Raw genomic sequence first — 22411 nt, forward strand, 5'->3', positions numbered from 1 at the left:
AGCCCGCGCCCAGGACGCGCATCCTTCCCAGGGCGTCGGGTGCGGGCCCCCGAGCTGGGTGCCGCGGTCCCTGGACGCGGTGGCTACTCCTGGAAACGGTAGCCCATACCCGCTTCGGTCAGCAGATGTTTGGGGTGCGAGGGGTCTACTTCCAGTTTGCGGCGCAGCTGCGCCAAATAGACACGGAGGTAATGGGTTTCGGTGGCATAGGACGGACCCCAGACCTCACGCAGCAGTTCCTTGCGGCCGACGAGTTTGCCGCGATTGCGGACGAGCATTTCGAGCATGCCCCATTCGGTGGGCGTGAGGTGCACGGTCTCGCCGTTCTTGGTGACCTTTTTGGCGGCGAGGTCGACGGTGAACGATGACGTCACCACCACCGGGTCGCCCGTTTCGCCGTCGGTGGCGCCGCGGCGGACGGCGGCGCGCAGCCTGGCCAGCAGTTCATCCATCCCGAACGGCTTGGTGACGTAATCGTCAGCGCCCGCGTCCAGCGCCTCCACTTTGTCCGCCGAATCGGTGCGCGCGGACAGCACGATCACCGGCGTCTGGGTCCAGCCACGCAGACCCGCCAGCACCTCGATGCCGTCCATATCCGGCAGCCCGAGATCCAGGATCACCACATCGGGATGTTTGTCGGCCGCCGCGCGCAAGGCCGCAGCACCCGTCGGCGCGGTGATCACTTCATATCCGCGCACCGACAGGTTGATCCGCAGCGCGCGCACGATCTGCGGTTCGTCGTCGACCACCAGCACCCTGGTCGCAGGCGCTTCCTGCTTCTTGTCGGTCATTGCGGCTTCCTGTGTCGTGTGGGCTGCGGCGCCGGCGTCGACCACAGTGCCACCGTCGATTACGTTCGCTGTCATCATCGGCCCCCGGCCTCATGATCGTCGGCAGGCGCATCAATACGTGTCGCAAGTCGGTGATCCGTAGTCCGGTCGGCGGGCGGATCACCCGGCCCGCGATCGTCGGTCACCGGATCGACACGCACGCCCGAGCCGACATTCATCGTCGGCTCGGCATGCAAGGGATCGCGTCTGGGCACGCCGACCTCGGATGTCGAATCGGCATCCGCAGATCGCCCGGCCACTGCTCGATCGGCGGACGCACCCGGCCCGGGCGTCGAGGTCGGTTGGGCGGGTCGGGAATCCGAGTGCTCGACCGCGGTGCGCCCAGCAAACGCGGCGTGCTGCGGCGGCCCAGTGGTGTCGGCGTCGGAAGATAGGTCGACGACCATCGTCAATCCGCCGCCCGGAGTCGGTTCGGCGTGCACTGTGCCGCCCATGGCCTCGACGAATCCGCGTACCACCGAAAGGCCGAGGCCGACACCGGTGGTGTTGTCCCGATCGCCGAGGCGTTGGAACGGTTCGAACAGCTGCTCCTCGGTGCCGGCCGGCACACCGGGACCGGCGTCGATCACCGCGATCGAGACACCGTCACCGGTGCTTTCGGCGGTCACTCGCACGGGGGTGTCGCGCGGCGAATGGCGCAGCGCGTTGTCGATCAGATTGGCAAGGACCCGTTCCAGCAGACCGCTGTCCGCCAGCACCGAGACCTCGCCGACCTCCACCTTCACCCGATCCATCGCCGCGCGCCGCAGCCCGCGCGTCCCCATCCCGACGCTCACCAGTGCCCGGTGCGCCACCTCGTCCATATACACCCGCCGCATTTGCGGGGTGATCACACCGACCGCCAGTCGCGACGAGTCGAGCAGATTGCCGACCAGCGCGGTCAGCTGGTCTACCGATTCCTCGATGGTTTCCAGCAATTCGGTGGTGTCCTCCGGAGAGAACTCGATGTCGTCACTACGCAGGCTGGAGACGGCGGCTTTGGCCCCGGCCAGCGGCGTACGCAGGTCGTGACTGACCGCGGACAGTAGCGCTCGCCGCAATCGATCGGCCTCCAGCAGCGCAGCCGACGCACTCGCCTCCTCGGCGAGCCGGGACTGGCGGACCAATCCCGCGGCCTGGTTGGCGACCGCGTGCAGCACCGGCCGGTCGCCCGCGTCGAGCGTTCTGCCTGCGAGCAGCAACCAACTGGTGGTGTCGCCCGCCTCGATCGCGGTCTCGGCATCGGCAACCCGCTGCGGCGGCTCGACGCCGACCTCGGCGACCACCTGGCTGCCGGAGACCATGCTGACCGCGCGCAGGCCGAAGGTCTCCCGGACCTGCTCGAGCAGGTTGGGCAGATCCGCGCCGTGCAGGACAGCGCCCGCAAACATCGTCAGCAGCTGGGCCTGCCGGGAAGCCTTACGCGCCTGCCGGGTTCGCTTCGCCGCCACATCGACGAGTGCCGCCACCGCGACCGCGACGATGAGCAGTACCACCACGGTGACGAAACTGTCGGGTTCGGCGATGGTGAGGCTGTAGCGGGGATCGGCGAAGAACCAGTTCAACAGCAAACCGGAGAACAGCGCCGAAAATGCCGCTGGGACAACGCCTCCCAACAGCGCAACGGCGACGACGCCGATGAAGAACATCGCGCTCAGACCACCGAGCTCGAGCATGCCGTCGAGGAACGCGGCGCTGACCCCACACACGATGGCGGGCACCAGCACCGCGGCGAGCCAGGCGAGGACCGGTTGACGCGGCCAGAACGAGCGCCAGCGCAGGCCACGATTGGCCTCCTCGTGCGTCACCATGTGCACGTCGATCCGGCCCGACTGCTGCACTACCGACGACCCGATGCCTTCGTCGAAGATGCGCGCCCACCGCGAACGCCGGGAGGTGCCGAGCACCAACTGGGTTGCGTTCACCTCGCGCGCGAATTCCAGCAGTGCCGTCGGCACGTTGTCACCGGTCACGGTGTGCAGACTGGCGTCGAGACTGGCGGCAAGCTCGCGTAACCGTGCCATCCGCTCGGTCGAAACCCCCACCAACCCATCGCCGCGCACGACGTGCACTAGCACGAGTTCGGCGCTCGACTTGGTGGCAATGCGACTTGCCCGGCGCACCACGGTCTCCGACTCCGGACCACCGGTCACCGCGACGACGACGCGTTCGCGGGCCTCCCACAACTCGGTGATCTTGTGATCGGCGCGGTACTTCGCGAGCGCCGAGTCGACCTGGTCGGCGAGCCACAGCAGCGCGAGTTCGCGCAGTGCGGTGAGGTTGCCGGGACGGAAGTAATTGCGCAACGCCGCGTCCACCTTCTCCGCGGCATAGACGTTGCCGTGAGACAGCCTGCGCCGCAGTGCCTCTGGCGTAATATCCACAAGTTCGACCTGGTCTGCGCTCCGCACCACCGCATCGGGCACCGTTTCGCGCTGCTGGATGCCGGTGATCTGTTCGACGACATCGTTGAGGCTCTCCAAGTGCTGAACATTGACCGTCGAGATGACGTCCATGCCGGCATCGAGCAACTCCTCGATGTCCTGCCAGCGCTTTTCGTGCTTGCTGCCCGGTGCATTGGTGTGCGCCAACTCGTCGACCAGCACCACCGCGGGATGCCTGCGCAGCACCGCCGCCACATCGAGTTCGGGGAAGCTCGACCCGCGATATTCGATCATCAAGGGCGGTATCCGCTCGATGCCCGCCAGCAACTCCGCGGTCTTGGCCCGACCATGGGTCTCGACTACCGCAGCTACCACGTCGCGACCGCGTTCGAGCCGCCGGTGAGCCTCGCCGAGCATGGCGAAGGTTTTGCCGACTCCTGGTGCCGCACCGAGGTAGATGCGAAGTTGCCCGCGTTTCACTCGTCCATCATCGCGCGCGACGGCATACCACCGGTAACCCGTATTCGGCCCGTCGCCAGGTCGGTTTCCCACGAGCGGGCTTCGCGCCCGTTCGCCGTCCCCAGCGCGCGGATGACCAACGCGCAACACACGAATCCGACGATCACCGCAACCGTGACAGCCGACATGAGTAAATCCTCTCCACAACCCGAACAAAGACCGGTTGCGCTGGATTGGTCCGCCTGGCCGGTGTTGTCGTTTCTACCTCGCGATCGCGCGATGAACTGGATCTTTACGGTGTGTTGACGGTATTGCGGCGCACCTTGACGGCATTTCTTCAGCTATCCCGGGCCGGGGCGTGAATGAATGGCGAAAGCGGGCGTCGGCTGCCCAAGGAGTGGAACGTGGTCGCGACCACCTGTGGTAGCTGCGCTTCCAGCGCATAGCCGCGCCGATGTCGTTGTGCGTGGTCTGCATTGATTGCCGGGTATTCCCAGGTTCGTCAGTCGCCCGCTCGGGTCTCGCCGGCTTCGCGGAAGGCCGCACGGATGTCGCGCAGGCTCGGTGCGTCCGGGACGATATCGGGGAGGTCCGGCATGTCGTCGGCTGCGGCGGAGGTCTCGGCGATCAGCGCCTCGGCCCGCTGTTGCGCCGCACGCGCCGCCGCCTGTGTCGCTTCGGTGATGGACCGGCCGAGCTGCTCGGGCGTGGTGCGCATCGCCGCCATCGTCAGCGCTACGTCGCTGAGAACGCCCTGTGCATCCACTGTCACCACCACCAGCTGGTCGGGTGAAGTCGCTTGCACGCGTATGGTTTCCAGCTGACGATACGCTTCGACTACCCGAGCCTGGTGCTGTTCGTAGGCATCGAGGATGTCGTTGACCTGGTTGCGCAATCCATTGTTGACCGAGCGCAGGCCATCATGCGTCCACTCATCCATGGGGCGTCTTCCCTCGACCTCGGTGGCTTACCCGGCCCCGATGGGGTTGGTGACGACGATCCTCTCACGATCCTGCACCCCTGGCGCGGTCGACCGAACCCCTTCGACCACCGAGTTCGCTGAAGCACATCCGGTCCGCGCCGTTGCCGGTGCGGGACGGGGTCGAGTCCGCGCGGCCGAATAGGTGCCTCAGCCGATCGTGGCAGCTACCTATTCGAGCCCGAGGGCACGCTGTATCCGGGCGGCCGTGTCCGGATCGACAGGACCGCTCGGCCGTTTGCGGCGCGGCTGTGGGTTCTGCTCGGCGAGCGGAAGAAGCTCTGCGTAGCGCGGGTCGTCGGGCCCGATTTGCGACACACCGTCGTAGTAGACGCCCTCTTCGGTCCGTCCGCTGAACGGCAAACGAATCGTTACGCCATCCTCGGAAAGCATAGGTGTACCGGTCTTGTCATAGTGCGCTGTCAAAGTAAATTCTCACTTGTACGGCCAGATCTGGGCGGTTCACTGTAAATGTCCGCAACGCCTCCTCGCCGTAGCGCCATGCCTGAAATGCCTCGGCGAACGCTTCTTCTGGAGCGTCGAAATACGAGTTCCAACCATCCTTTCCGCGGAGGGCGGCCAGCAAAGCATCGTGCACGGCTTTCCACTCCTCACGATGACTGAGTGGAGGGCCTTCCCCAGCGTACGCGGCGTCAACAGCGTGGCCGAACTCGTGGAGAATCACACTGCTCGACGTATGGGGACCAGCGTTCACGAAGATCTTCCGCAATCCGGGAAAGTGCACACCGAGCATCTCATCCCAACTTCGGCCATCTTTGAAGGTGCCCATTGTCCTCGTGAACTCGATGCCAGGAAGCTGCGTCATCAGTCTGTCACCGATGATGATGCCACCACCGGTCACTTCCGTCAGATGGGCCATGACCTTGTCGTATATACGCTGAGGCACGAACCCCAAGTCGTGGAGCGCCGCCTGCACCGCAGGAGTGTTGTCGTACGCCGCAATCCCGTCGACAACCGGTCGCATTTCGAAATGTGCGACAGTCCCGAAATTGGAACCAAGCTCTATCGTGTCGCGGTGGCGCACCGTCACTTTCTGATAAGGATCGATCGGACGGCCGTTGACCCTGGTTCCCTGCGCGAAGCCGTTGTCACGAATCCAAGTCCTCCCGTCGTGATCCACCCCAATGCTGGCGTGACCACCCGAGACACCTCGGGATCGGAGCTTGATCGCCAGTGCCGGATCCGCGGCCCCGATCAGTATTTCGGTGCCGCGCGGCACGGTAAGCAATGTCTCGCCCGCCAGCCACATCTTGACGGGCTCGCCCACGTTGCGCTGCTTGCGCACGGTATCGGGCTCCGGGTCACCGACACTGACGTCCTCGCCGTCCGACTCGTCTCTCGGACCCGGCTTACGCCGCAACCCCGCAGTATCGGGATCCTCCGAACCCGACCTACGCCGCAAACCCGCAGTGTCCGGATCCTCCGAACCCGACCTACGCCGCAAACCCGCAGTATCCGGATCGCGCGCAGGTGGATTCGGATCTCCCCGCTGTGGCGTGTGGTCGGTGTCACGGCCACGCGCGGCGGCGGGCGGGCTGTCGGATGGGTCATCGTGCGACTTGGGACCTGTGCGCGAAGCAGCACTCGACTCCTTGGGGGCAGGTTCGGTCTTCGTCCACGGCGTCTTGGTCTTACCGCTCGGCTCTTGGTCGGGTGAGTGCACTGGCGGAGACGCGTCGGATGGGTCCTTTCGGATGGGGGCTTCGGCACGCTCGGCGGGCTTGCGTGGCGGGATCGACTCGTCGCCACGTGGCCGCGGCCGCAGGACCGAGTCACCGGGCTGGACAATCGTGCCGTCCGCGTCTGCGTTGGCATCGGGAAGGCGCACCCCATCCTGACGCTGCTCGGGATTGGCAACGGGCTCATGCGGAGCAACACCGGCAGCATCATCGCCGAACTCGCCGTGATCGCGCCGCGGGCCAGGCAATGATGGCCGTTCAGATTCCGCTCTTGTGCCGGAGCTGCTGTGATTTCCTCCCGGATCAGCTGGACTGCGGTCGGGCGGCCCCACATGTGGCCGTTGGTCAGTCGATGCCACATGGCTGATGCGATCTGGCCGGGAGGCGGGCGGGAGGGAGCCACTGTCGTGGTTCACTTTTGGTGCGTCTGGCGGAGTGTGACTGGGGATCGATGTCGGCAGTGGCGGGTGCACAGCTGGTCCGACCACCCCGGGTATGACGGCAGGTTCGCGCGAATGGCTCGGTGATTCCGGTCGGACTGGTCCGAGCGGTGTGACGTCAGCGGCCGCAAGTGGGCGCTGGGGCGGCGCCCCTGAGGGGGAGTCGGCCAGTTGAGCGCGATGAGGGGCGTTGTAGGCGGGTGGTTCGGTGGGGTCGTCGGCGACAGTTTTGAGTCCGGGTTGGACATGGGCGTCGTTGGGGTCGCGATGGGACACACGCGGGGCGGGTTCGGGTGTCGTGGTGTCGGGTCGGCGGGCGCCAGGCGGGTGTGGTTCGTCCGGCGTCGAGGTACGGAGGTCGGATCCGTGGTTCCGTGCACCAGCTCCGTCAGCTTCGCGGCTGTCGATCCGAGGCGGCGGAGGGTGCGGCGGCGAGGGATTTTCCGGGTCGGCGGTGATTCGAGCAGGCCCGTGCGGGTCGGGTGGCGGGCCGCCCCCCTGCCGCGGGGCGGCAAGGGGAGGCGGCGGCGGTGTGTGCGGGTTCCCGGCGTGCAGCGCATACGCGCTACCACCGACGACGCCACCGACGAACCCGGTGACCAACCCGGCGAGGAATTCGTCACGTGTCGGGAGGGCGAAGTGGCCGGTGTATGCGGCCTCGACACCCGCGGCGGCCATTGTTCCTGCGACGGCGCCACCGATGCCGCCTGCTCCACCGAGCAGGAATGTGGTCACGATGGTGCCCGGGATCGCTGCGTGGATGCGATTGGCGACGAAGCGGGAGACAGCCGGTCCGACGGCGATGGCCAAACCCGCGCCCCCGGCGCCTCCTGCGGCACCGGCGACGCCGTAGGTGACGATCGGCTGCACATCGAGGTCCTTGCGGTTCCCGTCGTGTATCTGTTTCAGTTCCGCCACCAGCGGGGCTGCGGCACCTAAGACACCGCTGATGACTGTGGCGGTGATCAGCATGCGGGAACGGGTGACAGTGAAGGTCAGTCCGGTCGCGGTGAGCTTGTCGAGGAGTTTGACAAGGAAGGCTCGCCATCCGGCACTTGCGGCGGCCCGGTCCGCGACAGCTTTGGCCGCGCCGACATGCAGCAGCATGGCGTCGACGGCCAACTGCGCGACCAGAACCACACCCATGCCCACCCACGTCAGCTGCCCCAACTCGATGGAGTTGGCGCCCTCGTAGGACTGCCGGGCCAGGCTGTCGCAGTAGTCGCCGTGTTCTCGCAGGGTGGCCGCGCACTGCCGGTAGCGCTCGGCGAGGCCGTCGCCGGCTTCTCCGCTGATCGTGGACGGCGTCGAATCAGCTTTCGCCGCGTAGGTCTCGGCCAAAGTCCGGCATTGTTCGGAGGTGGCGGACCAGCTGTCACCGACGCGTCGAATCGCCGGCGGGTCGCCGTCCGGGCACGGGCCGAGGACGGCCTCGACCAGCGGTTCAGGGAATCCGGACGGCAGCACAGCGATTCCAACCGTTCACCGGGGTCCGACTCATCGAGCACCGGCCGATCCTTGTGCCACCTCCGCAAGCAACCGATGCAGCACCTGCGCAGGCCCCTGCGCCTTCTCTGCACCCAGCTCGACCGTGGCGAAAGCGTCCGCCAGCGCCACAGCAGGGTCGAAGCTGCCTTGGGAAAGCCTTCGTCCGCTCAGCTGCCGACGCCATTGCTTGTAGTCGGCAACCACGCGCCCCAGGTGGTCACCTCGCCGCGTCCCGCTCACTGTCAGGTACTCGGCGATCAACACGCGCTGCGCGGCCTGGAGAGTGCGAAGACCTGCCGCGATAACGAGCACTCGACCGAATTCGTGAACCACGGTCGAGTACATCGGACGATCCTCCGAACCGGGGCTGCGGTTTCCCGACCTGGTCTCGGCACGGACAGCCGTAGCAAGCAGTGCAGGATTCGCGGCAGCGGCGCGTTCGATAACGATCCACACAGACGATGACGGCCACCTCACCTCGTCCGAGCCTCGATCGCGCGACACGACACCGGACAGCGTGCCGTCGTGACGATCCGCCAGCTCGATACCGGCGAAGGGAACCGGGTACGTCGCCAGCATGTCGTCGAGCGCGGCGGCGATCTCCCTTACCGCGTGTTCACCGATACCCGCAGTTTCGAAACCGGCCAGCTGCAGGCTGTGCCGGTCGGCCATCTCCCGGGCGATACGCATGGTTTCGGCATCGGTCAAGGTATCGCTCGGCATCCGAAGCTCCGCGGATGCCGTACGCCGTTGGGGAGTCTTCGGGCGCGGCGACGATGCCGGCCGTGCGGCACCTGGTTGGGGACCTGGCGCCTGGGGTGCGGAGACTCTGGGACGCACGCTGCTCACCGGTGCGGGCGGCGTGTCTGTCGGCCTCGGCACCGGTGCTCTCGATCTACCTCGCGACCAGGGGGAGCCCACCCGGCTGTTCTCGGCGCGATCAGTCGACGTCGGCCCCTGCCCCGCAGGAAGGCTTGCGGGGTTCGATCCGACCGGTGTCGCACCAGAGATCGGCGGCGCCACCGGGGTGCCCGATGTCCGGATCGGGTCTGGCGGGCGTCCCAGGGCGGGGTCGACATCTTGCGATCGGCCCACGGAGTCGCTCTGGGGGCCCGGCTGTCGGGCCGCAGACTGTTCGGACCCCGTTTCCGGAAGGCTCGCGGCCTGCGCCGTGTCGACGTATCGGCCGACGGCCGGATCGGCTGCTCGGGCCGCGTCGTCATGGTGCTGGACGGATGCTGCGGGCCGGCCTCCCAGGGCGTTCCCGGGGAAGGGCTCCGCCGGTTCGGCTACCGCGGGTTCGTCGACAGCTGATGCGGGGCCATCGATGGTCGGTGTGGGTACATCGAGGTTCGATCCATCGCCGCTGATCGAGCCCGAACGCCGGATTCGTGCGGCGCCGTCCAGATCTGCGCCTTCGAATGCGGCGGCCGCCTCAGCGACACCGACGCCCACGGCACGGAGGTTCGCGACCAGTAGCTCCAGGCTGCGTACCGCGCGCTCGGAGTCGGGAAGATAGGTCTCCTCGAAACTCTTCCCGACACTGTCCTGGCCCCAGGGCGCACCCTCGTGCGCGATCGTCGTCTTCAACTCCGTGACGAAGCGAGATGCCTCGTCGGCGAGTTGGTCCAGGTCCGATGCCGACGCACGCAGTGCCCCGAGATCGACGTTCAGTGACTGAGCCACACCGACCTCCCTCATCATCGTCGTCGTGGCTTCAGGCCAGCAAATGTACGCCGCACAACATAATCGCTCTTCCCCAAATTGGGAATAACGAGGCGGAGCGTGCGGTGTAAGGATTGCGTTTCCGCACGCGGGAGCGATACGACGACCTGCAGGCACGACCGCTCGTCGACCGGACGGCAAGCAGGTAACCGGCCCCGCGTCAGCACGGCGTGTTGACGGTACTACCGCAGGCTTTGGCGGCATCCTCTCAGCTATCCCCGGCCGGGCGTAAACGAACCGCAAAGGCGGATGGCGGCGGCGCTAAGGAGTCGTAAGGAACCTCGGCTCGGGGCCTAACGAACGCTTGACTCGGCCTGGCGCGCTCCACGGATGGAGTGCGGATGGAGGTTGTAAAGACATGTCTTTCGTGGTGTTCACGGTGCTCACCGTGGCGATCTTCGCGCTGCTGGGCCTGATCCAGCGGGGGGTGGAAAAACTGTGATCGCGAATCTGATCGGTCTGATCCTGGCCGTCCTCGTCGCGGTCTATATGGTTGCGGCTCTTCTTTTCCCCGAGAGGTTCTAGGTGAACACGACCACAGCGGGGATAGCCTTTCTGGCGGCCCTGATCATCGCGCTCGCGTTAGTGCATGTACCGCTCGGCGACTACATGTTCCGGGTCTACAACAACAAGAAGCACACTCGCGCCGAACGCGTCATCTATAAGGCCATCGGCGTCCAGCCGGAGGTCGAACAAACCTGGGGTGTGTACGCGCGCAGTGTGCTGGCGTTCTCCGCAGTCAGTGTGCTGTTCCTGTTCTTCTTCCAGCTGATCCAGGGCAAGCTGCCGCTACACCTGAACGATCCCGGCACCCAGATGACGCCGGCGCTGGCCTGGAACACCGCCATCAGCTTCGTGACGAACACGAACTGGCAGAATTACTCCGGCGAGTCGACCCAGGGACACCTGGTGCAGATGGCCGGTCTCGCGGTCCAGAACTTCGTCTCGGCCGCCGTTGGTATGGCCGTGGCGGTCGCGCTCGTCCGTGGGTTCGCGCGCAGGCACACCGGCGATCTCGGCAACTTCTGGGTGGACTTGGTGAGGGGTACCATCCGCATCCTGCTGCCGATCGCCTTCGTCTTCGCGATCGTGCTGGTCGCGGGTGGCGTAATCCAGAACTTCCACCTGCACGATCAGGTCGCGCACACACTCAACGGCACCGAGCAGACCATCACCGGCGGCCCGGTGGCCAGCCAAGAGGTCATCAAGGAGCTCGGCACCAACGGTGGCGGCTTCTACAACGCCAACTCTTCGCACCCGTTCGAGAACCCGACCACCTGGACGAACTGGGTGGAGATCTTCCTGATCCTGATCATCAGCTTCTCGCTGCCGCGCACCTTCGGCCGGATGGTGGGCAGCAAGAAGCAGGGCTATGCCATCGTGGCAGTGATGGGCACCATCGCGCTGATCAGCACGGTGCTGCAAAACGTCTTTCAACTGGCACACCACGGCACCGTGCCGACCGCGGTCGGCGCAGCGCTGGAGGGCGTCGAAACCCGTTTCGGCGTGGCCGATTCCGCGACCTTCGCGTCCGCGACGACGCTGACCTCCACCGGAGCCGTCGACTCGTTCCACGACTCCTACACCAGCCTCGGCGGCATGATGACCATGTTCAACATGCAGCTGGGTGAGGTCGCGCCCGGTGGTACCGGCTCCGGTCTCTACGGCATGCTCATCCTCGCGGTCATCACCGTCTTCGTCGCGGGCCTGATGGTCGGTCGCACACCGGAGTACCTCGGCAAGAAGATCACGCCGCGCGAAATCAAGCTCGCCGCTTCGTATTTCCTGATCAGCCCGCTGATCGTGCTGGTAGGGACCGCGGTGGCGATGACAATGCCCGGTCAGCGAGCCAGTATGGCCAACACCGGGCCACACGGGCTTTCAGAGGTGCTGTACGCATTCACCTCGGCGGCCAACAACAACGGTTCGGCGTTCGCCGGTCTGAGCGGCAACACCGAGTGGTACAACACCGCACTCGGCCTCGCGATGGTGTTCGGCCGGTTCCTGCCGATCATCTTCGTCCTCGCGCTCGCCGGTTCGCTGGCCAGGCAGGGCACCACCCCCGAGTCGATCGGCACACTCCCGACACACCGGCCGCAGTTCGTCGGCATGGTCGTCGGCGTGACCGTGATCCTGGTCGCGCTGACCTTCCTGCCCGCACTCGCACTCGGGCCGCTCGCTGAAGGAATCCACTGAAATGACCAGTCCCACTACTGAATCGACCGGCTCCACGGCCGTATCCGAGCACCCGAAGAAGCGGGTCGAGTCCAAGGGCGGTCGCGTCGCGCGTGGCGCGCTCGACCCGAAGATGCTGCTGACGTCCCTGCCGGACGCGGCACGCAAGCTCGACCCACGCACGATGTGGAAGAACCCGGTGATGTTCATCGTCGAGATCGGCGCCGTCTGGTCGACCGTTCTCGCGATCGCCGACCCTACTTTCTTCGCCTGGGCGATCGTGGTGTGGCTGTGGCTCACCGTAATCTTCGCCAACCTCGCCGAAGCGGTGGCCGAGGGTCGCGGCAAGGCGCAGGCCGACACGCTGCGCAAAGCGAAGACCGACACCATTGCTCGACGCCTTGTCGACTGGTCGCCCGGCGGCCGCGTGGTCGAGGAGAAAGTCGGCGCACCCGAGCTGCAGCGCGGCGACTACGTAGTCGTCGAGGCGGGCCAGATCATCCCCGGCGACGGTGACGTCGTGGAAGGCATTGCGTCGGTGGACGAGTCGGCCATCACCGGTGAATCCGCCCCGGTCATCCGGGAATCCGGCGGCGACCGCTCGGCGGTGACCGGTGGCACCACGGTGCTGTCGGACCGGATCGTCGTGAAGATCACCCAGGAGCCCGGCGCGAGCTTCATCGACAAGATGATCGCCCTCGTCGAGGGCGCCAGCCGGCAGAAGACACCGAACGAAATCGCGCTGAACATCCTGCTTGCCTCGCTCACGATCATCTTCGTGTTCGCGGTGGTCACCCTGCAGCCGCTGGCGATCTTCGCCAAGGCGAACAACCCGGGCGTGCCGGATACCTCGGCACTGGACGTGCACGGCATCACCGGAATCGTCATGGTCTCGCTGCTGGTCTGCCTCATCCCGACCACCATCGGCGCACTGCTGTCGGCCATCGGCATCGCGGGCATGGACCGGCTGGTCCAGCGCAATGTGCTGGCCATGTCGGGCCGCGCGGTAGAGGCCGCGGGCGACGTCAACACGCTGCTGCTGGACAAGACCGGCACCATCACCCTCGGCAACCGGCAGGCCTCGGAGTTCGTTCCGGTGCCCGGCATTCCGGACGACGAATTGGCCGATGCCGCCCAGCTTTCCAGCCTCGCCGACGAGACCCCCGAGGGTCGTTCCATCGTCGTCTACGCCAAGCAGGCATTCAACAAACGCGAGCGCACCCCCGGTGAGCTGACCGGCGCGACCTGGGTGGAGTTCACCGCGCAGACCCGCATGTCGGGCGTGAACCTGTCCGATGGGCACCAGCTACGCAAGGGCGCGGCCAGCGCCGTCGTCGAATGGGTTCGCGCGCAAGGCGGGGAGATACCCCACGAGATCGGCGTGATCGTCGACGGCGTCTCCGCCTCCGGTGGCACGCCGCTGGTCGTCGGTGCGGCCACCGACGGCAAGGCCCGCCTGCTCGGCGTCATCCATCTCAAGGATGTCGTCAAGCAGGGCATGCGCGAGCGGTTCGACGAGATGCGCAGGATGGGCATTCGCACCGTGATGATCACCGGTGACAACCCGTTGACCGCCAAGGCGATTGCCGACGAAGCGGGTGTGGACGACTTCCTCGCGGAGGCCACGCCGGAGGACAAGCTGGCGCTGATCAAGAAGGAGCAGGACGGCGGCAGGCTGGTCGCGATGACCGGTGACGGCACCAACGATGCGCCGGCACTGGCGCAGGCCGACGTGGGCGTCGCCATGAACACCGGCACATCGGCGGCCAAAGAGGCCGGAAATATGGTCGATCTGGATTCGGATCCGACCAAGCTCATCGAGATCGTGGAGATCGGCAAGCAGCTGCTGATTACCCGCGGTGCGCTGACCACCTTTTCGATCGCCAACGACATCGCCAAGTACTTCGCGATTTTGCCCGCGCTGTTCATCGCGCTGTTCCCCGGCCTCGACGCCCTCAACATTATGCGGTTGGCCAGCCCCCAGTCGGCGATTCTGTCGGCGGTCATCTTCAACGCGCTGGTCATCATCGCGCTGATCCCGTTGGCGCTGCGCGGCGTGAACTACACGCCGACCAATGCCTCGAAACTGTTGAGCCGCAACCTGACCATCTACGGCCTCGGCGGCATCGTCGCGCCGTTTATCGGGATCAAGCTCATCGACCTCGTCGTCCAACTCCTCCCCGGGATGTCCTGACATGCGTATGTCAACTTGGATCCGGCAGCACGTGGCCGCGTTGCGTGCGCTGCTCGTGCTCACCGCGATCACCGGAATCGTCTATCCGCTTGCCGTTTTCGCCATCGCTCAGCTGCCCGGCCTGCGCGACACCGCGGAAGGCTCGCTGATCGAGTCCGACGGCACAGTGGTCGGCTCCAGCCTGATCGGGCAGTCGTTCACCGGCAAGGACGGCAACGCGCTGGTGCAGTACTTCCAGAGCCGTCCTTCCGCGGCCGGTGACGGGTACGACCCGACTGCCACCGCGGCGTCGAACCTCGGTCCCGAGAGCATCGTGGACACGCTGGACGTCGATCCGGCGAAGGTGAAGCTGAGTCTGCTCTCCACAGTGTGTTCGCGCAGCAAGGCAGTCGGCGATCGTGAGGGGATCGACGGCGGCCGTCCGTTCTGCACGAAAGACGGTGTGGGCGCGGTGCTCTCGGTGATCGGCCCGCGCGACGCCGACGGTGATGTCTCGCATCCGGTGCAGGTCGTCAGTGTCAACGAGGCGTGTCCGGTGATGCCGTTCGTGGCCACCTACAAGGGCGTCCAGGTCGAGTGCGCCAAGCCCGGCGAGGACTACTCGGTCGGCCGAATCGTCCCGATCTACGGTGACGCCACCACCGACACCCCGGTGCCCTCCGACGCGGTCACCGCTAGCGGCAGCGGCCTCGACCCGCACATCTCCCCCCGGTTCGCGGACATTCAGGTGACACGAATCGCCAACGCCCGCAACATCTCCGCGGATCAAGTGCGTGAGCTCGTCGAGGCGAACACCGACGGCCGCACCCTCGGCTTTCTCGGCGAACCCCGCGTCAACGTGGTCGAACTGAACCTCGCCCTCGACAGCCGCTACCCCTTCCGCGGCTGACGACGCACACCGAAGGCCACCTCCCGTGTTGGACGGCAGGTGGCCTTCGGCCATGAGTGCTCACTGTTCACGACCGTGCAGGAGCGCTCTCAGCACGCGCTCGGCGCCGTCGGGATCCGGCGGCGCACCGACGATCGTCGGCAGATAGTGGAATGACTCGGCGATTCGCACACTCGCATAGGCGAGTTCGTCCAGCGTGAGCGTTGTCGTAATGCGCTGCTCCTCCAGGTCGCGGGCGAGATAGTCCGCGACAGCACGCACGAGCCGCGGCTGAAACCCGTTGCTCGCCAAAGTGAGCAGCTTCATCGCGCGCTCGTTCTCTTCCAACGCAAACTTGCGGGCTCCCGGCTGTGCCAGGATCGACCTGAGGTAGGCGGCTAGCAGCGCCGGCACCCGTGACCCGGGCAGATCCCGCAGGCGCTCCCATTCGTCGCGCAGCGTGGCGTCGGTCAGCGACCAGATGATCTCCACCAGCAGTTCGTCGCGGCTGCCGACCCAGCGATAGAGCGTGACCCGGTTGACCGCGAGCTCGGTCGCGAGCTGGCCGACATCGAGCCGCTCCCCGCGCAAGAACTTTCGTTTCGCCAGCCGGAAAGCATCCAGCGGCTCCGGCCGCCGCTGCACCGTGTTCGACAGTGCTCGCTGCAGTGGCGTGGTGTTTGTCATGCTCGAAGGCTACCCGAAATGCAACATGTGTGCACTATGTTGCATGATCGGCCATTGGAGCCACCTTGTTGCACAAATGGGACGAAACCACATTGGCACTACTCTTGACGTGGGCATTTCCATGCGGCTTGATTGCAACATGCACTGACTTCTGATCAAGGATGAAACAGATGACAGATATGTTGCACACCGTTGAAACCCGGTATGGCCCGGTGCGCGGACAGACACGCGGCCGAGTACACGCGTTCCTCGGTATCCCGTATGCAACCGCCCCAGTCGGAAAGCATCGTTTCCTTCCACCAAGCCCACCACCGCCATGGCGCGAACCGCGGGATGCGACCCGACCGGGACCCACCGCAGCGCGAGCGCCGTACGTACCCGCCTACCACGGTCTGGTTCCCGAGCTGTCGATCCCCGGCGACGAGCTGCTCAACCTCAGCATCTGGACACCGGCGACCGACGGTGCCCTGCCCGTTCTCGTCTGGATCCACGGCGGTGCGTTCACCAACGGATCCAACGCCCTGCCGACCTATGACAGCACGGCATTCGCCACCGGCGGCGTGGTTGTCGTCGCCGTCAACTACCGTCTCGGCGGGGAGGGGTGGCTCCATTTCGGCGGCGAGACAGTCAATCTCGGCATTCTCGATGTGGTGACGGCGCTCGAGTGGGTGCGCGAGAACATCGCAGCATTCGGCGGCGACCCGGCCAGGGTGACGATCGCAGGCCAATCTGCGGGCGCCATGCTCGCCACCACACTGACCGCTGTGCCGCGCGCTCGCGGCCTGTTCCACGGCTTGATCGCGCACTCCGGCGCCGGGGCAAACACGATCAGCCCCGACGAGGCACATCTGCTGATCGACAACCTCGCCGCACGCATCGGTGTCGAGCCGACGCTCGTGGCCTTCGAGAAGCTCTCGATCGATGAATTGTCGGTGCACGTCCGTGACGTGTTGAACGAGGTGCAGACCGCGGCGGACCCGACGAAATGGGGCAGGCTGGCCCTGACGATCCTGCCGTTCGCCCCGGTGGTCGACGGCTCGATCGTCACCACGGAGCCGCTGGTCGCGATCGCGGCCGGTGCGGCGTCGGATGTCGCAATCCTGTCCGGCAGCAACGCCGAGGACGCGCGCCTGATCCTGGTCTCCTCGGGTGCGATCGACCAGATCGACGAGGCCGCCCTCGCCGCTGCAGGCACCGCCTATGGGCTGGATGTCGGCGCCGCCCTGCCCGAATATCGCCGATCCCGCCCCGAGGCGTCGCCAGGAGACCTGCTGTGTGCGGTGGTCACGGACTGGTTCTTCCGCATCCCGGCAATCCGGCTCGCGGAGGCGCAGGCGGCAGCGGGCGGACCGGCATGGGCATTCCGATTCGACTGGCGCTCACCACGTCTCGGTGGCAGGCTCGGCGCGGCACACGCGGTCGATCTGCCCTTCGTCTTCAAAACGCACACCATCGCGGAGAGCCACACCTTGGTCGGCGCCCACGCGCCCGATCGAGTCGCCGACAACCTGCACGGCGCATATCGCGCGTTCGCCGCCGAGGCAGACCCGGGCTGGGCACCCTATGACCCCCTGCGCCGAACCACCGGCCTCATCGCGGAGACCGTGACGATCGTCGAAGACCCGGACGCCACGGAACGACTGCTGTGGGACGGTGTGCGATGACCGACCTGGTGCAATACGACGACAGCACCGACAAGATCGCCAGGATCGTCCTCGATCGTCCCGACGCACGCAATGCGCAGAACACGGAACTCCTCTACGCCCTCAACGATGCCTTCGACCGCGCTGCGCGCGATGACGGCATCCACGTGATTGTGCTCGCAGCCAACGGTCCACATTTCTCGTCCGGCCACGATCTGCGCGAACACGATTGGCGCGACAACATGCGCCGCCACAAGCCGGTCGGCACGTGGGCCGGCTTCGGCAGCCCCGGCGCCGAAGGGCTCATGGGTCGCGAAGAGGAGATCTACGCCGGCTTCAGCGAGCGCTGGCGCAACATTGCGAAACCGACCATCGCGGAGGTGCACGGAAAGGTGATAGCGGGCGGTCTCATGCTGGTGTGGCCGTGCGATCTGATCGTCGCTGCCGAGGATGCCGAGTTCGTCGACAATGTCGTCGCGATGGGCGCCAATGCAGTCGAGTTCTTCAACCACCCGTGGGAGTTCGGGATACGCAAGGCGAAGGAATTGTTGTTCACCGCAGGGACATTGAGCGCGATCGATGCCGAACGGATCGGGATGGTCAACCGCGTGGTTGCGCGGGCGGAGCTCACCGAGCACACTATGGCGCTGGCCGCGACGATCGCCGCCATGCCTTTGTTCGCACTGAAGCTCGCCAAGCGGTCGGTCAATGCCGCGCAGGACGCCCAGGGGCGACTGACTGCCCAGCAGACGGCATTCGCCCTGCATCAGCTCGCGCACAGCCACAACGTCCAGGTTCACGGCGAGATCGTGGATCCAGACTTTCTCTCGAGGTTCGCTCGTCGTGGCTGAACTCGCGGGCCCCAGACCGCTCGGGCAGATTCTCACCGACCTGGCTGCCGACACTCCGGAGGCCGCTGCGATCACCATGGGCGGCGAAACCTGGACAAGGCGAGACCTCGAGTCCGCCGCGAACCGCCGGGCCAGGTACTACGCCACGCTGGGCGTCGGCCACGGGGACTATGTCACCGTTGCACTCGCCAACGGCCCCTACTTCTACGCGACAGTCTTCGCGATCTGGAAGCTCGGCGCCACACCGCAACTCATCTCGCCACGGCTGCCCGCACCCGAACGCGCCGCGGTCATCGGGCTCGCGCGGCCGAGGCTGGTCGTCGGCGCACCGGAGCCGGGCCTGCCCACACTGCCCGGCGAGCACGAGGGCGGTGCCGAGATCTCCGACGCGCCGTTCGACAGCTACCCGATCGCACCAGCGTGGAAGGCGCCGACCTCCGGCGGCACCACGGGTCGCCCCAAACTGATCGTGTCCGGCCAGGACGGGCAGCTCGATATCGCGTCGCTGAACTCGATCCTGCGCCAGCATCCCGACGACGTCCAACTGGTCACCGGACCGCTGTATCACAACGCCCCCTTCAACACCTCGTTCTTCGGGCTCATGGCAGGCCAACACCTCGTCGTGCTCCCGAAATTCGAGACCCGTGCCGCGCTCGATGCCATCGTTCACCATCGCGTCAGCTGGCTCACGGTGGTGCCGACCATGATGTCGCGCATGCTCACCGAGCTACGTGCCCGGCCGACGGCCTACGACCTCGGCTCCGTCCGTGCGCTCTGGCACATGGCAGCACTCTGCCCGCCCTGGCTCAAACGGGCGTGGATCGATCTGCTGGGGCCCGATCGGATCTTCGAAATGTACGGCGGGACGGAGAATCAGATGATGACGCTGATCGACGGCCACGAGTGGCTCGCCCATCCCGGCTCCGTCGGGCGCGCCGTCTTCGGTGAGTTTCGCGTCCTGAATTCCGAGGGTCGTCCCTGTGCCCCCGGGGAGGTCGGCGAAATCTTCCTGCGGCCGCCCGTAGGCAACGGTCCGAGCTACCGCTACATCGGCGCCGAACCACGGACCCATCCGGACTGGCCGGGGTGGGATTCACTCGGCGACCTCGGGCACGTGGACCAGGCGGGGTACCTCTACCTCAGCGACCGCCGCACCGATCTGATCATCAGCGGCGGCGCCAATGTATTCCCTGCCGAGGTGGAAGCCGTCGTCACCGAGTACCCCGGCGTCCGGGGATGCGCGGTCCTCGGTTTGCCCGACGACGACCTCGGCGCGCGCGTACACGCCGTGGTCGAAACCGATGAGCCACTGATCGAGGCCGATATCCGGGCCTATGTCGAGGCGCGGCTCACCCGCTACAAGTGCCCGCGCAGCTACCGCTTCAGTAGCGCACCGTTGCGTGACGACGCCGGAAAGCTGCGCCGAAATGAGCTCCGCGACATCGAAATACAGCTGACAACGAGTAGCGCCAACCCCCAAGGAATGAGCTGAACCTGGGTTTGGACGGAAAGTGCCCGGCGGCTGACCCACTCCAAGATCGACCGCGGGCCGCCTTCGTCCGCACCGGCGGACGAAGGCGGCCTTCCACTTTCCGGCCCGAACCAGGCGTCAGCGGGCCGGGGCTAGTTCGCCGGGACCGGCTCGGACGGCGCCACGTCGGCGGGTAGGACCGAGAGCACCGCATCGACGTAGCGATAGAACGCCGCGGTGCGGTTGCTCGAATTCTGGATCCAGTCGAGACCGAGATTGTCCTCACGGAAGAACTGCCGGCGTTGGCCGGTGGACAGTTCCAGCTGCACGCCCTTGCCCCGGCGATTGCGATTGGCGATGTTCTGCGGGGAGTCGCCGTTGATGTTGTCCGGTGTCTCGTCGGCCACCGTGAATCCGGCACGCTCCAGTGCTGAACGCACCTTCTGCATCAGCACGGTGTCGCGGCCACCGACATGGGTAATGGGAGATGAGCCGCTCACACCGTGCCAGGACACCGTGTAGGAGCTCTGCTCGACCACGCGCACCCCGATGGGTTCGTCGAATCGGGTGGAGGTGATGTGCAGGTCGTCGTTGTCCTTCGGCTGGATCCCTTCGAAGGTGTAGCTGGCGCATTCCGCCTTCTGTGCGGCGTATCGAGCCAGCTCCGAGGTGCCTGCTTCGATCAGGCCACCGTGGATGGCTATCTGGGCGACCGGCGTACTGACGCCGGTCGGCCCGATCGCGGTCCTGAGGTAGTCGATGCCTTCTCGCTTGGCTGCCGCGAGCTCCGCGTAGTTGCGATATTTGTCCGCCGCGCACGCGCGGCCTGCGCCGGCCAACAGGGCGACGGCAGCGACCAGAACGACCACGACTTTCTTCACAAGAGCAGGTTAGCCACGGGTACTCCGAGGGCGCATGGCCCGGCGCCTGGCACTGGCTGCTGTGGGAGATCCCGGAGCAGGTGATTCCACGGATCCTCGATTTCGTCCAGCAGCGCGATCTGGTCGATATCTGAGGCGCTGCGACGGGTCAGGCGTCGATGACGACCTTGCCCGTCGCCTCCGGAACCACGAAGGTGAGCAGGTGTTCGGCTTCGACGCGGACAGCATGCTCGTCATCGAGCGAGAGTGGGTGCCAGGGGGTGATGCGCACCGTGGCGTCCTCGAGTGCCCAGCGACCATGGACGAAACCGTCGACGAGGTACATCGGGACACCCCCGGACGCCTCCTTCGCGATCCGGCCGCGGTCTTCGTCGCTGATTATTCGGCGGCGGTCCCGGTGCCCGAGCAGTGAGTTGTCGAAGGCGGGCAGAAAGCGCACCGGGACAGGAAGATTCGGGTCGGCCAGCGGCACGTCGGGCAGGTCGAACAGCTCCCTGCCCTGTTCGTCGCGGAAGACGCGCAGGTTCGCGCGCATGCCGTCGACCACTCCGGCCAGCCGGGTGATGCCCGCCCAGGCCTGGATATCCGCGACGCTCGCCGGACCGAAGCCCGCAAGATAGCGCAGGATGAGGGTCTCCCGCTGTGGTTGCGCGGACATCGGCGCGCCCATCCATTCCTCCGCGAGGCCGATGGTGACAGAGCGGTTGCGCCATCTGCCCCATGCGCCGGTGTCCGGGCCGTGCACCAGTGGAACCATGAGCTCGACCGCCTCGGCGAGCCTGCGGGTGTGCCGGCCCGGAAAGCGTTCGGCGAGAAGCAGTCCCAGCTCGCTGCGGGTCAATGTCCGGCCGGCAAGCAGCTCTCGGCCCGCGGCGGCGAGCGCATGATGGTCGAGGCCGTCGAGCTCGTCGCGGAAGTACGCCGCCTGCAACGCCGCACTGACGACGGGTTGCACCGTCGGCCGCAGCCAACGGAAATCCTCGGCGGCGGCCAGGTGCACGGTGCGCCGAATCATGCCCGAGCGCACCAGCTTCCGCTCTCTCAGCAGTTTCTCGAGCTCATCGTGCCGGAACTCCGCCAGCCGGGCCCACAGCCCGACGTATGGCCAGTTCGGTTCCTGCCCTTGCACCGCGACCAGGTGTTGCACGAGCTCGAGCGGCGCCATCGACACCCGCTGCACCAACAGTTGGCGCATCAACAGGGTTCGATTGAGCTCACGCAGCGACAGTTCGGTCATCCCGCCATCCTGACCGATACCACCGACACCTCGGCACTCCGCAGGTGGACTGTCGATATACGCATACATATACTGAGGGCATGTTAGATCCCATCACCTTGACCGTAGGCGTGGCGATCGCCGGAGTCGGCTGGGCAGTGGGTCGATTCAGCCGACGCGGCACACCGACCGCCTCGCCCGCCCCCTGCGGCTGCGGCCACGACCTCGCCATGCACGACCCGCAAGAGGGCATCTGTCATACGGAGGTCTCCCGCAAGAGCAGCTACGGATTGCGCGAATGGGTTCGCTGCGGCTGCCGCCGGTATACGGGGCCGACGCCCATCGAGGACTACTTCACCCGGACGATCCTGCCGCCTGCGGAGTAGACCCGAAGCGTCGTTCCATCGACATCTGCCGAGC

General features: G+C 66.2%; 18 protein-coding genes. 8 read left to right on the top strand and 10 right to left on the bottom strand.

Annotated features, from left to right (window positions below):
* Positions 1–83: 83 nt before the first annotated feature.
* The 7 genes from OHQ90_RS32555 to OHQ90_RS32585 form a co-directional block, all read right to left on the bottom strand.
* Complete coding sequence (locus OHQ90_RS32555; protein ID WP_328404056.1) at positions 84–791, bottom strand: response regulator; 708 nt, start codon at positions 789–791, stop codon at positions 84–86.
* A 74-nt stretch (positions 792–865) separates the two neighbouring features.
* Positions 866–3694, bottom strand: a complete 2829-nt coding sequence (locus tag OHQ90_RS32560) for a sensor histidine kinase (protein WP_328404058.1) — start codon at positions 3692–3694, stop codon at positions 866–868.
* On the bottom strand, positions 3691–3861 hold the full coding sequence (locus OHQ90_RS32565) for a hypothetical protein (protein ID WP_328404059.1): 171 nt from the start codon (positions 3859–3861) through the stop codon (positions 3691–3693). Before OHQ90_RS32565 ends, OHQ90_RS32560 begins: the two co-directional genes overlap by 4 nt.
* A gap of 314 nt (positions 3862–4175) precedes the next feature.
* Positions 4176–4613 (bottom strand): YbaB/EbfC family nucleoid-associated protein, encoded by a 438-nt coding sequence (locus OHQ90_RS32570; protein WP_328404061.1) that lies wholly within the window; start codon positions 4611–4613, stop codon positions 4176–4178.
* A gap of 210 nt (positions 4614–4823) precedes the next feature.
* Complete coding sequence (locus tag OHQ90_RS32575) at positions 4824–5045, bottom strand: hypothetical protein (RefSeq protein ID WP_328404063.1); 222 nt, start codon at positions 5043–5045, stop codon at positions 4824–4826.
* Between the two features lie 16 nt (positions 5046–5061).
* On the bottom strand, positions 5062–8259 hold the full coding sequence (locus OHQ90_RS32580) for an FHA domain-containing protein (protein WP_328404065.1): 3198 nt from the start codon (positions 8257–8259) through the stop codon (positions 5062–5064).
* 30 nt (positions 8260–8289) lie between these two features.
* A complete protein-coding gene (locus OHQ90_RS32585) occupies positions 8290–9966 on the bottom strand; it encodes a hypothetical protein (RefSeq protein ID WP_328404067.1) in 1677 nt (558 codons plus the stop codon).
* 477 nt (positions 9967–10443) lie between these two features.
* Between OHQ90_RS32585 and OHQ90_RS32590 the strand changes: the two genes are divergently transcribed.
* The 4 genes from OHQ90_RS32590 (at position 10444) to OHQ90_RS32605 (ending at position 15263) form a co-directional block, all read left to right on the top strand.
* Positions 10444–10530: a potassium-transporting ATPase subunit F gene (locus OHQ90_RS32590; RefSeq protein ID WP_328413265.1), complete on the top strand. Its 87-nt coding sequence runs from the start codon at positions 10444–10446 to the stop codon at positions 10528–10530.
* Entirely contained in the window at positions 10531–12201 is a 1671-nt protein-coding gene (kdpA, locus tag OHQ90_RS32595; protein ID WP_328404069.1) for a potassium-transporting ATPase subunit KdpA, read from the top strand.
* Positions 12202–12313: 112 nt separating this feature from the next.
* Positions 12314–14374: a potassium-transporting ATPase subunit KdpB gene (gene kdpB, locus OHQ90_RS32600; protein WP_328413267.1), complete on the top strand. Its 2061-nt coding sequence runs from the start codon at positions 12314–12316 to the stop codon at positions 14372–14374.
* A 1-nt stretch (position 14375) separates the two neighbouring features.
* Positions 14376–15263 (top strand): potassium-transporting ATPase subunit C, encoded by an 888-nt coding sequence (locus tag OHQ90_RS32605; protein ID WP_328404071.1) that lies wholly within the window; start codon positions 14376–14378, stop codon positions 15261–15263.
* A gap of 60 nt (positions 15264–15323) precedes the next feature.
* Here the strand turns inward: OHQ90_RS32605 and OHQ90_RS32610 are convergent, their stop codons facing one another.
* Positions 15324–15929, bottom strand: coding sequence for a QsdR family transcriptional regulator (locus OHQ90_RS32610; protein WP_328404073.1), 606 nt, complete (start codon positions 15927–15929; stop codon positions 15324–15326).
* Positions 15930–16099: 170 nt separating this feature from the next.
* Between OHQ90_RS32610 and OHQ90_RS32615 the strand changes: the two genes are divergently transcribed.
* Genes OHQ90_RS32615 through OHQ90_RS32625 form a run of 3 tightly spaced genes read left to right on the top strand, consistent with a single transcriptional unit; the run spans position 16100 to position 19915 of the window.
* The gene (locus OHQ90_RS32615) at positions 16100–17593 is read left to right on the top strand and encodes a carboxylesterase/lipase family protein (RefSeq protein ID WP_328404075.1); all 1494 of its coding nucleotides are present in this window, start codon (positions 16100–16102) and stop codon (positions 17591–17593) included.
* Positions 17590–18423, top strand: coding sequence for an enoyl-CoA hydratase (locus tag OHQ90_RS32620; protein WP_328404077.1), 834 nt, complete (start codon positions 17590–17592; stop codon positions 18421–18423). The genes OHQ90_RS32615 and OHQ90_RS32620 overlap by 4 nt, the downstream gene beginning before the upstream one ends.
* Positions 18416–19915: an AMP-binding protein gene (locus OHQ90_RS32625; RefSeq protein WP_328404079.1), complete on the top strand. Its 1500-nt coding sequence runs from the start codon at positions 18416–18418 to the stop codon at positions 19913–19915. The genes OHQ90_RS32620 and OHQ90_RS32625 overlap by 8 nt, the downstream gene beginning before the upstream one ends.
* Positions 19916–20046: 131 nt before the next feature.
* Here the strand turns inward: OHQ90_RS32625 and OHQ90_RS32630 are convergent, their stop codons facing one another.
* Entirely contained in the window at positions 20047–20775 is a 729-nt protein-coding gene (locus OHQ90_RS32630; RefSeq protein WP_328404081.1) for a poly-gamma-glutamate hydrolase family protein, read from the bottom strand.
* Positions 20776–20923: 148 nt separating this feature from the next.
* Positions 20924–22012 (bottom strand): winged helix DNA-binding domain-containing protein, encoded by a 1089-nt coding sequence (locus tag OHQ90_RS32635; protein WP_328404083.1) that lies wholly within the window; start codon positions 22010–22012, stop codon positions 20924–20926.
* Between the two features lie 80 nt (positions 22013–22092).
* Here OHQ90_RS32635 and OHQ90_RS32640 point away from each other — a divergent pair, with 80 nt between their 5' ends.
* Positions 22093–22377, top strand: a complete 285-nt coding sequence (locus OHQ90_RS32640) for a hypothetical protein (protein WP_328404085.1) — start codon at positions 22093–22095, stop codon at positions 22375–22377.
* The last annotated feature ends 34 nt before the right edge of the window (positions 22378–22411 follow it).

The sequence above is a fragment of the Nocardia sp. NBC_00403 genome (assembly GCF_036046055.1).
Lineage (GTDB): Bacteria > Actinomycetota > Actinomycetes > Mycobacteriales > Mycobacteriaceae > Nocardia.

Bases quoted from the DNA above. Each gene is read 5' to 3' on its own strand.
- OHQ90_RS32555 (WP_328404056.1), bottom strand. From the start codon at position 791: ATGACCGACAAGAAGCAGGAAGCGCCTGCGACCAGGGTGCTGGTGGTC.
- OHQ90_RS32565 (WP_328404059.1), bottom strand. From the start codon at position 3,861: ATGTCGGCTGTCACGGTTGCGGTGATCGTCGGATTCGTGTGTTGCGCG.
- OHQ90_RS32570 (WP_328404061.1), bottom strand. From the start codon at position 4,613: ATGGATGAGTGGACGCATGATGGCCTGCGCTCGGTCAACAATGGATTG.
- OHQ90_RS32575 (WP_328404063.1), bottom strand. From the start codon at position 5,045: ATGCTTTCCGAGGATGGCGTAACGATTCGTTTGCCGTTCAGCGGACGG.
- kdpB (WP_328413267.1), top strand. From the start codon at position 12,314: ATGCTGCTGACGTCCCTGCCGGACGCGGCACGCAAGCTCGACCCACGC.
- OHQ90_RS32605 (WP_328404071.1), top strand. From the start codon at position 14,376: ATGCGTATGTCAACTTGGATCCGGCAGCACGTGGCCGCGTTGCGTGCG.
- OHQ90_RS32610 (WP_328404073.1), bottom strand. From the start codon at position 15,929: ATGACAAACACCACGCCACTGCAGCGAGCACTGTCGAACACGGTGCAG.
- OHQ90_RS32615 (WP_328404075.1), top strand. From the start codon at position 16,100: ATGACAGATATGTTGCACACCGTTGAAACCCGGTATGGCCCGGTGCGC.
- OHQ90_RS32620 (WP_328404077.1), top strand. From the start codon at position 17,590: ATGACCGACCTGGTGCAATACGACGACAGCACCGACAAGATCGCCAGG.
- OHQ90_RS32635 (WP_328404083.1), bottom strand. From the start codon at position 22,012: ATGACCGAACTGTCGCTGCGTGAGCTCAATCGAACCCTGTTGATGCGC.
- OHQ90_RS32640 (WP_328404085.1), top strand. From the start codon at position 22,093: ATGTTAGATCCCATCACCTTGACCGTAGGCGTGGCGATCGCCGGAGTC.